The sequence below is a fragment of the Flavobacterium sp. MAHUQ-57 genome (assembly GCF_051908335.1).
GTDB lineage: Bacteria > Bacteroidota > Bacteroidia > Flavobacteriales > Flavobacteriaceae > Flavobacterium.
Genome location: NZ_JBPZTE010000007.1, coordinates 944506 through 957481 on the forward strand (window position 1 = coordinate 944506; position 12976 = coordinate 957481).

General features: G+C 35.7%; 9 protein-coding genes. 3 read left to right on the forward strand and 6 right to left on the reverse strand.

Annotated features, from left to right (window positions below; genetic code table 11):
- Window positions 1–73 precede the first annotated feature (73 nt).
- The 6 genes from atpD to ACS8MM_RS12400 form a co-directional block, all read right to left on the reverse strand.
- Complete coding sequence (gene atpD / locus ACS8MM_RS12375; RefSeq protein WP_379717370.1) at window positions 74–1585, reverse strand: F0F1 ATP synthase subunit beta; 1512 nt, start codon at window positions 1583–1585, stop codon at window positions 74–76.
- A 192-nt stretch (window positions 1586–1777) separates the two neighbouring features.
- Window positions 1778–3205: an SGNH/GDSL hydrolase family protein gene (locus ACS8MM_RS12380; RefSeq protein ID WP_379717372.1), complete on the reverse strand. Its 1428-nt coding sequence runs from the start codon at window positions 3203–3205 to the stop codon at window positions 1778–1780.
- 30 nt (window positions 3206–3235) lie between these two features.
- Window positions 3236–6031 carry a TonB-dependent receptor domain-containing protein gene (locus ACS8MM_RS12385; protein ID WP_379717374.1) on the reverse strand — a complete coding sequence of 932 codons (2796 nt, stop codon included), beginning with the start codon at window positions 6029–6031 and terminating at the stop codon, window positions 3236–3238.
- Between the two features lie 285 nt (window positions 6032–6316).
- Window positions 6317–8164 carry a glutamine--fructose-6-phosphate transaminase (isomerizing) gene (gene glmS / locus ACS8MM_RS12390; RefSeq protein WP_379717376.1) on the reverse strand — a complete coding sequence of 616 codons (1848 nt, stop codon included), beginning with the start codon at window positions 8162–8164 and terminating at the stop codon, window positions 6317–6319.
- A 10-nt stretch (window positions 8165–8174) separates the two neighbouring features.
- On the reverse strand, window positions 8175–9845 hold the full coding sequence (locus ACS8MM_RS12395; protein ID WP_379717378.1) for a DUF4270 domain-containing protein: 1671 nt from the start codon (window positions 9843–9845) through the stop codon (window positions 8175–8177).
- A 4-nt stretch (window positions 9846–9849) separates the two neighbouring features.
- Complete coding sequence (locus tag ACS8MM_RS12400) at window positions 9850–10659, reverse strand: glycogen/starch synthase (RefSeq protein ID WP_379717380.1); 810 nt, start codon at window positions 10657–10659, stop codon at window positions 9850–9852.
- A 108-nt stretch (window positions 10660–10767) separates the two neighbouring features.
- On the opposite strand from ACS8MM_RS12400, the gene panC reads away from it, so the two are divergent.
- Genes panC through ACS8MM_RS12415 form a run of 3 tightly spaced genes read left to right on the forward strand, consistent with a single transcriptional unit; the run spans window position 10768 to window position 12946 of the window.
- On the forward strand, window positions 10768–11616 hold the full coding sequence (gene panC / locus ACS8MM_RS12405) for a pantoate--beta-alanine ligase (protein ID WP_379717382.1): 849 nt from the start codon (window positions 10768–10770) through the stop codon (window positions 11614–11616).
- Between the two features lie 14 nt (window positions 11617–11630).
- On the forward strand, window positions 11631–11981 hold the full coding sequence (gene panD / locus ACS8MM_RS12410; protein ID WP_379717384.1) for an aspartate 1-decarboxylase: 351 nt from the start codon (window positions 11631–11633) through the stop codon (window positions 11979–11981).
- A gap of 2 nt (window positions 11982–11983) precedes the next feature.
- Window positions 11984–12946 carry a lysylphosphatidylglycerol synthase transmembrane domain-containing protein gene (locus ACS8MM_RS12415; RefSeq protein WP_379717386.1) on the forward strand — a complete coding sequence of 321 codons (963 nt, stop codon included), beginning with the start codon at window positions 11984–11986 and terminating at the stop codon, window positions 12944–12946.
- Window positions 12947–12976 lie beyond the last annotated feature (30 nt).

Consider the following 12976-nt stretch of genomic DNA (forward strand, 5'->3'; position numbering starts at 1 on the left):
TGAGTTATGAGTTATGAGTTATAATTCGATGAGATGAAACTCATAATTTATAATTCATAATTCATAATTAAAATTATGCTTCAGCTAACATTTTCTGACCAGCTTCGATAACATCCTCGATGGTACCTTTCAAGTTGAAAGCTGCTTCAGGTAAGTGGTCTAACTCACCATCAATGATCATGTTAAATCCTTTGATCGTATCTTTGATATCAACTAATACACCTGGGATACCTGTAAATTGTTCCGCCACGTGGAAAGGTTGAGACAAGAAACGTTGAACACGACGCGCTCTTGATACAGCCAATTTATCATCTTCTGATAATTCTTCCATACCTAAGATAGCGATGATATCTTGTAATTGCTTGTATTTTTGTAAGATCTCTTTAACTCTTTGAGCACAGTCATAATGCTCGCTACCTAAAATTTCTGGAGTCAAGATACGAGAAGTAGAATCCAATGGATCTACCGCTGGGTAAATACCTAACTCAGCAATTTTACGAGACAATACTGTTGTAGCATCTAAGTGCGCGAAAGTTGTAGCCGGCGCCGGGTCAGTTAAGTCATCCGCAGGTACATATACTGCCTGTACTGAAGTAATTGATCCTTTTTTAGTTGATGTAATACGCTCTTGCATTGCACCCATCTCAGTTGCCAATGTTGGTTGGTAACCTACCGCAGATGGCATACGACCTAATAACGCAGATACTTCAGAACCCGCTTGTGTAAAACGGAAGATATTATCTACGAAGAAAAGTACGTCTTTCCCTTGGTCTGTTCCAGCACCATCACGGAAATATTCTGCAATTGACAAACCAGACAAAGCTACACGAGCACGTGCTCCAGGTGGCTCATTCATCTGACCGAAAACGAAAGTTGCTTTAGAATCTCTCATTCCCACTTTATCAACTTTAGTTAAATCCCATCCTCCATTTTCCATAGAGTGCATGAAATCGTCACCATATTTAATAATTCCTGACTCTAACATCTCACGAAGTAAGTCATTTCCTTCACGCGTTCTTTCCCCTACTCCTGCGAATACAGAAAGACCACCGTGACCTTTTGCGATATTGTTAATCAACTCTTGAATCAATACTGTTTTACCTACACCAGCACCACCGAACAATCCAATTTTCCCTCCTTTTGCATAAGGTTCGATCAAATCGATTACTTTAATACCTGTAAATAAAACTTCTGATGAAGTTGATAAATCTTCGAATTTAGGAGCTTGTCTGTGGATTGGCAATCCATTTGCACCTTCTTTTGGTAAATCACCTAGACCATCGATAGCATCACCAACAACGTTAAATAAACGCCCGTAGATATCTCCACCGATTGGCATTTGGATTGGAGCTCCTGTAGCTGTAACATCAGCTCCTCTGCTCAAACCATCTGTTGAGTCCATAGAGATTGTACGTACCGTATTTTCTCCAATATGAGATTGAACCTCCAATACTAATTTAGTACCGTCTTTTTTAGTGATTTCTAATGAATCGTAAATTTTTGGCAATTCAGCATCCGCTGTGTTAAACACAACATCTACCACTGGACCAATAATTTGAGCAACTTTTCCTATTACTTTAGACATGCTGTATGTATTTATTAAATAGCTATTTAGTTATCAAAAACAAAGTGTTTTTTCAGAGTGCAAAGATAATTTTATAATTGTGATTTACAATACAAAATTTTGGTTTTTTTAGCTCCATGAAAATTGAGTAGCATAAAAAGCAAAAACCATCGGAAATTCCGATGGTTTTTATTTCATTATCTATTATTACTATTATAATACTGAAGGGAATAAGACTCTGTAGGTTCCAACATTAACTGTTTTAACCGTAGAGCCATATTTGGCATTAATTGCTTCAATAAATTTATTAGCAATTAATGCGTATCCTCTTGGTGAAGGATGAACTCCATCCAAAGAGAAAGCACCACCAGTTACAAAATCTTCTTTTAAAGTATATCCATTAGCAACTACACCGCTTGCACTTGTTAACTGGCTCATAATCGATTTTGCATCAACAAAAGCCAAACCATTTGCATTTGCAGCAGCCTCAATTGTAACATTATAAGCATCTGTAGCAGCAATAATTTCATCTACTTCATTTTTACTTACAATCCATTTATCAGCCAAAGGAACAGATACTCCATTAATAGCTGCAGGATTACCACCTACCAAAGTACCAATAAATGTTCTTGAAGGCAATACCGGGTAATCTTGTGCAGTCGCCGGTCTATATGAAGGTATACCATAAGCAGAAAGATCTGTCAAGTAACTATCCACAATAACAACTGGATTTGCACCTACCTGAAAAACTACTCTTCTTCTATCCGCTTCAGCTTGAGTAATCCAGTTATTAGCTACAGCAACAGCTAAACCTCCATTATATGTAGCATAACCACTATTCAATTGTGTAACTTGAGTAGAGTTAAGAACCACTGGATTATAAGGCACCGTTGTAAAATGAGGCAAACTAGTTACGTAAGGTAAATTCGCTACAATTCCTTTTCTGCCACCATTTGCCAACTGAGAAGTCAAAGCACCATAAGCCGCATCAAAAGTAGCAGTTGGAGTAATTGGATTTGTCCCATCACCTCCAGACAATGCATACCCTAAAACATCATTACCACCAATCCATAACGAGAAGAAAGTAGGCTGTTGTGTCAAAGCATCCGCTAAAACTGTAGTACTAGGAGACGAAGCAAATCGTACAAAATATGGGTTTGCTGTTGGAGGAACCGCACCTAAACCAGACACATTTCCATACCCCGCAGCTACTAAATGAAAACTTTTCGCTCCAGGCACACCAAGATTAGTAAAAGAACCCGACAAGTGAGCTGTAACTTCAGTAGTAGGTGTTCCGGCAACATTAACAGGAGCCGTTCCATTGAAATAAAGACGCGTTCCTTGAATTGGATTACCTCCCAACAAAAGTCCACCTAAATTATCATTCATATAAGGAATTGTCATCTCACCACCTCCAGCTGCAGACAATTGTCCTGCTAAAATAGACGGATACGATGTTTCTTGTCCTAATTTAAATAATGCATTATCACTAAAACCAGCAGCAAAAGAATCACCTAATGCTACATATTTTGAAAAATCCGCTGTTCCTGGTGATACAGGCTCTTCAACCGCTGTATCATCATCATTACATGCCATAAAGGTTAATGAAACCAAAAATAGCCATTTGAAATTTTTAATCATATACTTTTACTTTTAATAAGTTTAACTTGATTACGGATTAATAGTCCAAGAAGCATAGTACTGTTGACCAATATTACCAGCACCAGGAACTTGAATATAATCTTTACCTCCGATGTTTGCTCCACCCACTTTAATTACTGATTTCAAAAATGGAATCGTGTAATTAATTTGCGCATCAAATACCACATTTTCAGGAACCATCGCATCAACAAAAGAAGACTGCCATAAATATTCTGAATTCCATCTTACGTTTGTATTAAAACCAAAGTTTTTAAACAACTTCTCACTACCAAAAGTACCTTTTACTCTGTGTTTCGGCGTATTAAATCCTGCTTCAAAACTAGGATCCGATGCTTGATCAAATTTGAAATCTGTAAAGTTATAACTTGCTCCCAAATCAAATACACCAATTTTTCTGTTTACACCAACACCAAACCCTAATGAAGTAATATCCGCTTTAGAGTTGGTATATACTTGATACACCCTTCTATCACCATTTGCCAAAGCGGCTACCGCCTGTGGAGAACCTACCGTTCCATAATATGGCGCTATAACATTCGCAGTATTGATAAAATCATTATACATATTATAGTATCCATTAATATCAACCCCTGTCTTTTGAACATTCGTTCTATACCCTAATTCAAAAGCTTGAACTTTTTCAGGCTTCACTAATCCATAAGTAGATTTTTCTAACACTGCAGGATTTCCTGTTGCTGAGAACGCCTGAACAGATGCTACTGTAAATGAATTATAATACGCATTTTCACCATTCAAATCTACAGTTGCTGGATTACCTAATGCTTGTCCATTAGGACTCACATTCACTGTTTCTTGAAAACGCACTAAGTTTTCTGGTGCTGAACCAATCAACGCGAAAGGACCTAAATCTAAACCAATATATTGATCTTGTGTAGTAGGGTTACGAAAACCTGTTTGGTAAGAAGCACGGAAGTTATGTTGTTTATCAGCTCCAGCTGCATAAGTCAAAGAGATTCTTGGAGAAATATTTCCATCGAAGTTTTGAGATTTATCATAACGAAGAGACCCAGTAAATTTAGCTCTTTCATCCATAAATTTCTTTTGCACCTGAGTATACATTCCATACTCACTATATTTCAAAGGACCATCAAAATCTGTAAAGATTGTACCGTCAGAATTCATTACATACTCTCTTGCCGAACCTCCAATTTGAATTTCAGCAAATTTGATTAAATCTCTAAAGTTATAATTCAAATCCGTATGATACAATTTCGATTGGTCTTTGAATTTAGCACCAGTTGTTAAATTCGGATCTTTAGTTACAGATGCCAAAGCAGCATTGTATTGAGGAGACCCTGGTTCAAATCTACCTGTATCAGCAGTTTGTCTTGCAATAATATGAGCATTTTCTGGTGTTTGACCCGCCAAAGTAGCTTGAATATAAGCACCCGCATATTGCCCAAACCACGTAGAATCAGATTTCCAAGCGCGGTTCACATTCCAAGCAGCAAAACGCATATCGTATGAGTTACCCGCATCTTCAGTTGTCATATATCCTCTTGCAAAGAAATTTCTACCTTTAATTTCTAACTTGGTTTGATCCATGTAGAAATCTTTTAACGAATATCTGTTCGCACCTTGGTAGATTGTATTACCAAAACCTAATTTATGTTGTGCGATAATTTCAATATCTTTTGCAAAAGTACTTGACGAAGTTGCCCAAGGACGGAAATGCAATGAAGCATCAAACTTAATACTTGTTACATTATTGTTATTTAAATCTTTTTCAGCATAACCTGTTCTTGCCACATTGTAGTTTGGAAGTAAGTTTACCGCTGCAGCAGGAATAAGCCCTAAACCTGCCAAAGTCTGACCAACACCTTTGATATTAGTAGAAACTTCGTCTCCATAAGTATTCAAACCATCATAATTTGGATTAAAATCTAATCCTGTGAAATTTTGAGCTAGATCTCTTCTGTCATTCGCAATCCATTCGGTGGCAGATAAAACAGAGAAATTTGCTTTTGCAGCAAAATGATCGCTGAATTTTTTAGCAGCTCTAATACCGAAATCATATACTGGATTATCCCCAGCTGTTTCTTGCACAGTTCTTCCATATTTAAAATAAGTAGAAATTCCTTCTTTCGTAAATGGACTTCTACTATTCATAAAGATAATTCCATTGAACGCATTTGCACCATATAAAGCAGAAGAAGCTCCTGGCAAAATCTCAACGCTACCTGCATCGACATCATTCAAACCTAACAAGTTTCCTAAGATAAAGTTCAAAGCCGGCGAAGAGTTATCCATACCGTCAACTAACTGCATAAAACGAGTATTAGCTACCGTAGCAAAACCTCTCGCATTAACCGACTTAAATCCGAAACTACTCGTATTGAAATGGATATCTTTCATATTCTCCAAACCGTCGTAAAAAGTAGCGGCTGTAGTATTCTTGATATCTTTAATTCCCATTCTTTCGATTGTCACCGGAGACTCTAAAACTCTTTCCGGAGCTCTTGAAGCAGAAATTACGATTTCATTTAATTTTGTAGATTCTTCAGACAATACCACAACAATTTCTTGTTCTTTGGAGTTCACCTGAATTGTCTGTGTGCTAAATCCCATCATACTTACCTCGATAGTCAGCGGAAAAGCATTTTGGGTTTTTAGAGTAAATTTTCCGTCAAATCCAGCCGAGGTTCCCGAATTGGCCCCTGCTACTTTAACGTTTGCCCCAGGTACAGGATAATTTTTATCATCTGTAACTGTTCCTGAAATTGTTGTTTGCGCAAAAGTTAACACGCTAAAAAACAATGACAAAATAGTAAAATAGATTCTCATTCTTCTTTGAATTTTGTTGGTTTATGAAGCCAAATTACAACAATAATTGTAAAATATAAAAAAGTACGATAAAACTTTCCAACTTTTTAAGCATTTTAACAGAGTCCACAACCGTAAAAACAACTCTTTTTTTATGTATTTAATAAAAAATTAACACTAAATCATAAAAATAAATATTATGCGTACATAGTAAATGAAAAAAAGAAAGAAAAATAAAAATATTGTTTTAACAAAAAAAGCGTGGAAAAACCACGCTTTTTACAATTATTTTACTAAAATTTTACATTATTCAACAGTAACAGACTTCGCAAGATTTCTTGGCTGGTCTACATTACAACCTCTCATTACAGCAATATGATAAGAAAGTAATTGCAACGGAATTGTGGTCAACAATGGCGATAATGCATCCGATGTCTCAGGTATTTCAATTACATGATCAGCTAAAGCTCTCACCTGTTCATCTCCTTTAGTCACCACTGCGATAATTTTTCCGCTACGTGATTTAATTTCCTGAATATTACTCACTACCTTATCATAATGTCCTTGTTTAGGTGCGATAACAACAACCGGCATCTGTTCATCAATCAAAGCAATTGGCCCATGCTTCATTTCCGCTGCCGGATATCCTTCAGCATGGATATAGGATATTTCTTTTAATTTCAAAGCTCCTTCAAGCGCAACTGGGAAATTATAACCTCTTCCTAAATACAAACAATTGGTTGCATCTTTGTACACAGCGGCTATTTGTTTTGAAACTTCATTGGTTTGTAAGGCCTCTTCTACTTTTTCAGGAATTGTTTCCAATTCCAATAAATATCTATGGTATTCTGAATGCGATAAAGTCCCTTTTATTTTAGCCAAACGCAAAGCAATCATGGTCAAAACCGTTATTTGAGTTGTAAAAGCTTTAGTAGAAGCTACTCCAATTTCAGGTCCAGCATGTGTGTAAGCACCTGCATGCGATTCTCTTGAGATAGACGACCCAACCACATTACAAACCCCAAAAACAAATGCACCTTTCTCTTTCGCCAACTTAATAGCTGCCAAAGTATCTGCAGTTTCACCAGACTGTGAAATTGCAATCACCACATCTTTGTCATTAATAATTGGGTTTCTATATCGGAATTCAGAAGCATATTCTACTTCAACAGGAATTCTTGCAAACTCTTCGAATATATATTCTGCTACCAAACCAGCATGCCATGAAGTCCCACAAGCAATGATTAGGATTCTTTGCGCATTGTTGAATTTCTCTAAATTATCTTCAACACCTGCCATTTTAATAATTCCTTCATTGGCATGCAAACGTCCACGATAGGTATCCTTAATCACATTAGGTTGCTCATAAATTTCCTTCAACATAAAATGATCATAGCCCCCTTTTTCAATTTGTTCCAAGTTCATTTGAAGCTCTTGAATATAAGGATCAACCAATGAGTCATCTTTAATTTTACGGATTTTCAAAGGCTTGTATTGACGTACTATTGCCATTTCTTCGTCTTCTAAATAAATTGCATTAGAAGTATATTCGATAAACGGCGATGCATCAGAAGCAATAAAAAACTCATTTTCTCCAACACCAATTGCCAATGGACTACCCAAACGCGCCACAACAATTTCATCTGGCTTTTGCTTATCGAAAACACAAATCGCATAAGCTCCAACCACTTGGTTTAGCGCAACTTGTACCGCTTTACCTAATTTCAGATTATCTTTCTTTTGCACATCTTCTATCAGATTAACCAAAACTTCGGTATCTGTATCTGAGGCAAAAACATAACCTCTTTTAATCAATTCTTTTTTTAACGGCTCATAATTTTCAATAATTCCATTATGAACTATAACCAAATTACCCGAATTGGATACATGCGGATGAGAATTTACATCATTGGGTACTCCATGCGTTGCCCAACGTGTATGGCCAATCCCAATTGATCCATTCAATGTGATTTCTTTTTCAGCTTTAGCCTCTAAATCTGAAACTTTTCCTTTGGTTTTAGACAATTTCATGTTTTCTCCATCGTAGAGAACCAAACCGGCACTGTCGTAACCTCTATATTCTAATCGCTTTAATCCTTTTATTACTATCGGATAAGCTTCTCTATTTCCGATATATCCTACAATTCCACACATACTTTTCTAGTTATTTTGGTTCTGTATAAGTGATTTTAAACCTAACTCTGTTAACGCCTGCATTACTTCCGTAAAGAACGGTCCCTAATGGACTACTAATAGATCCCAAAGGCAAGGTTTTTAAGAATTTTGAATTGTCATCTGTACTGGAGATAGGTGTTCTCAAAAAACCATACGATGGGTTATTAATGTTTTCTGTAACAACAAGCCCCAGTCGAACATTCTCCTGATCGTCATTAAGAATTCTATTTACATGTTCAGTAATTCGAACTCTATACACCTTAACATCATCTCCATTTTCATTTTTTGCATCCATCAACATTCCACCAAAGACAAACTTATTGCGTTTTGGATTAGACCCATTTACTGAATTATCAAAATTATAATCATAAAGCACTTTGTTGTTATCAATATCGAAAAGGTAAACACGCAAAGGCTCATACTTTTGATTCATCAAACTTTGATTTACTGTAAAGTAAAGACTAGCATCATTAATTAGAACTTTCTTCGCTTTTAATGCATTTAACTCTGCTGTATCTGTAAAAATATCTAAAATTGCCGTAGATCCCTCACCTCCTTTTAAGTATAAATTAGGATGAGCTTCAGTTTTAGGTAAATTTATCGCAGTAGTATACCCTGTTGCATCTGTTTTGTTTAATAAATTAACCGAAGTGCCAGACATTGCCAATGTAAATTCTTTTAAAGGTCGGTCATTTCCAACATTTGTCGTAACCCCATCAGTCGTTTTAGTTACAATTAAATCTTCTTTATAATAAATCGTAATACTACCTTTAGTAAAATCAAGACTCATCATCGATCCAACATTTGCATCTTCAATTTGAAAATACAAGCCTCTGAAATACGATTTAAAAATATTGTTGTTTTTTAAATTACTCTTAGCGGCATTTATAATATGTGTTCTGAAATAAGTAGTATCCAAATGAATACGCATTGACGGAGCTCTTCTTGCCTCAACATCAGTTGTTCTCGTATGCTTCATGATATAAAAATTCGGATTGGTAGTGTTTTTTTCACTCTTCACTTTATATCGAACATTCTCACGCGGATTAGGCTTAAATGCAGAATTCTCCTTAACATTTAGACTGTTATTCAACTGCATGCTTGCAATATTATTTCTAAAAAGTGCGTCTTGATCTGAATAATACTTTTGAGCAACTTCAATATTGTCTGGATCGAAATCATTCAATTGGTATCCATTTCTAAAAATCTTAAGATTCATTGGTTTATAAACTGTATCCAAACTACTTGTGGGATCTGTAGTATAAATTGAATCCAATTTGTATTTTACAATACCTGAAGTTTCAGTTTTTACAACCTTACTAAAATAGGGTACATTCAAAACAACACTATCTATTTCAATATTGTTTCCAAAGGTTGGATCAGGTGTTACCATAATCAACTGTGTAGCAAAATTAGCTACAGTTTTACCAAAAAGATCATTATTGGTAATTCCCAGCTGATTGATTGGCAAATTATTAGTTTGCAGCGCTGTTACTTTTTGATTATAAGCTTTCACTCCATAATCTTGTCCAGAAAAAAAATCATAGTTTTCTCCCTCAATTATATCACTACCGATGGTATTAAAATCTTTATCACATGACAGTAAAAAAAGAGAAAAAAAAGCGACTACAAAGTATTTTGTAAAAATGGAATTCTTCATTCTGTTAACCTAAAATTTGATTTTTGTAAAAATTAGTATAAGCATCCGCAAATGCTTCTTTCGGGGTGAAAGGTAATAAAGGTTTTTTGGAAGCTTCTATAAATTTTGTTAAAGTTGCTGAAACCTCTTCTGAAGCAATTACCACACCATCAGAATGATTAATTGACGCCATCATGATATTTTCAAAAGTAGGATTATCCAACTCTTTGATTGCTTCATGTGGAATACCATCAAACTGTACTTTTTTACTCATATCGACATCAAGAGTACCATCGAATGCGTGATTGAAAACAGAAGTTACTATTTTAGTATCCGCAAATAAAGCGTCATTCTTGTAATAGTGCTTCATATAAATAGGCAACATTGCCGCCATCCATCCTTGTACATGGATGATATCAGGAACCCAATTCAATTTTTTAACCGTTTCCACTACCCCTTTCGCAAAGAAAATAGCTCTCTCGTCATTATCTGGAAACAACACACCCTCTTCATCTGTAAATGTTGCTTTGCGCTTGAAATACTCATCGTTATCTATAAAATAAACCTGAATCCTCTCTTTTGGAATAGACGCAACTTTAATAATCAACGGCATATCCACATCATTAACCACCAAGTTCATCCCCGACAAACGAATTACTTCGTGTAACTGGTGTCTTCTTTCATTCACATTGCCGTATCGAGGCATAAAAATACGTATTTGACCACCTTGATCATTAATCATTTTGGGCACATCATACGACATTAAAGAAACCTCATTTTCAGGCAGATAGGGCACTACTTCGGATGATACATATAAAATCCTTTTATCCTCCATGTTATTATATTAGTTTTGTTTATTGGACAGAAATCCATGCAAAATTACAAAATTTTACCGAGATATTGACTAAAATAGTAAGTTTGCATAGAATTTAAACCAACACTCATGCCTGTTTTTGTCCAACAAAACGATTTAAAACGCTATTTAAAGCAGTACATTTCCAACAAAAACACTTTAGGATTCGTACCTACGATGGGCGCCCTTCATGAAGGACACTTATCCTTAATGTCTGAATCGCTAAAAAACAATGCAGTTACCGTGGTCAGCATTTTTGTCAACCCAACACAGTTCAATAATGCAGACGACTTAAAAAAATACCCTAGAACACTAGAAAGTGATGTTCAAAAAATAGAATCCTTAAATCCTAATATCATTGTTTACGCTCCAAGTGTCGACGATATTTATGAAGGAAAAACAGAATCGCAGCATTTTCAATATGACGGACTGGAATTTCAAATGGAAGGCAAACACCGCCCTGGACATTTTGATGGCGTAGGAACAATAGTTAAAAAATTATTCGAAATAATTCAGCCAACTAATGCCTATTTTGGTGAAAAGGATTTTCAGCAGTTACAGATTGTAAAAAAGTTGACAACTAAATACAAAATCCCTGTAAACATTATTGGATGCGCAATTCACCGGGAAAGCAACGGCTTAGCAATGAGCTCTCGTAACGAAAGACTTGCCAAGGAAGAACGCGAAAAAGCATCTTTCATCTACAAAATATTAAAGGAAGCCAAAAAATTATTCGGCACAAAAAGCGCAAAAGAAGTCACTAATTGGGTTACCAACCAATTTAAAAAACAGGATTTATTTCAATTGGAATACTTTGAAATTGCCGACGAAAAAACCCTTTTGGAATGCAAACGCAAAAGTAAAACCAAAAAATACCGAGGTTTTATCGCTGTTTTTGTAAACAATATTCGTCTCATTGATAACATTTCACTAAAATAATTTAACTTTGCATCATGCGTATTCAAGTAGTAAAATCTAAGATCCACAGAGTTAGAGTAACCGGTGCCGATTTAAATTACATCGGCAGTATTACCATTGACGAAGCTTTAATGGAAGCTTCCAATATTTTTGAAGGTGAAAAAGTTTCAATTGTTAACATCAACAATGGTGAACGACTAGAAACTTATGCCATTACCGGACCAAGAAACAGCGGTGAAATCACCCTAAACGGACCCGCGGCTCGAAAAGTACATAAAGATGATATTATCATCATTATTGCGTATGGAAGCATCGATATGGAAGAAGCAAAAAACTTCAAACCAGCAATCGTTTTCCCTAACGAAGAAACCAATTCGTTACAATAATCGTGAAACCTAAATTAAGCTCCTATTTAGGCGTAATTATTCCACTTGTGCTTGGAGCACTACTTACGGTATACATCTATTTTTCGTTCACACCGGAAGAGATTGAAATAGTGAGATCACACTTTGTAACGGCTAATTACAACTATGTATCCATAGCACTTTTTATAGCATTTCTGGGTTATGTATTCAGAGCTTACCGCTGGAAATACACACTTGCCGAAATAGGGAGTCATCCGGGCTTTATCATTAATTTTCTAGCTGTAAGCATTGGCTATTTCGTTAATTTAGGAATTCCGCGCTCAGGTGAAGTTTCCCGGGCATTAATTTTAAAAAAATACAGAGAAGTTCCTTTCGACAAGGCTTTCGGCACCATAATCGCAGAACGTATTGTAGATTTTATCATACTTTTACTTCTGATTATTACTTCGGTAGTTCTTGAATTTTCCACATTAAAAACTTTCTTACTAAACAATATTCCGGTTAAGCTACTAATAGTTTTAGTCGGCACGGGAATAATAGGCATGCTATGCTTTCTTTATCTGTATAAATATTCCCAATGGAAATACACCCTTTTATTAAAATCGAAAATTAACGGTTTGAAAGAAGGAATATTCAGCGTGTGGCATATGCCAAATAAATGGCCTTTTCTAATATACACCATTCTTATTTGGGCCTCATACATTGCCATGTTCTATCTTACGGTATATTCCTTAGACGCAACTAAAAACATCACATTAGGAACTACCATTGTTGCTTTTGTTATAGGTGGATTGGTAATGACTTTTACCAATGGTGGCTTTGGGTTTTTTCCTCCGCTTATCTCCAAAATACTTGTACTATACCACGTCCCGGATGAAGCCGGAACTGCATTAGGCTGGATCATTTGGACTTCACAGCTTATCATTACCGTTTTTTTAGGACTTTTCTCTTTTTTAGTTCTGGCAATCATAAGCCGAAAGAAATAAATTATTATCTTGTCCGTTAATTAATCATAA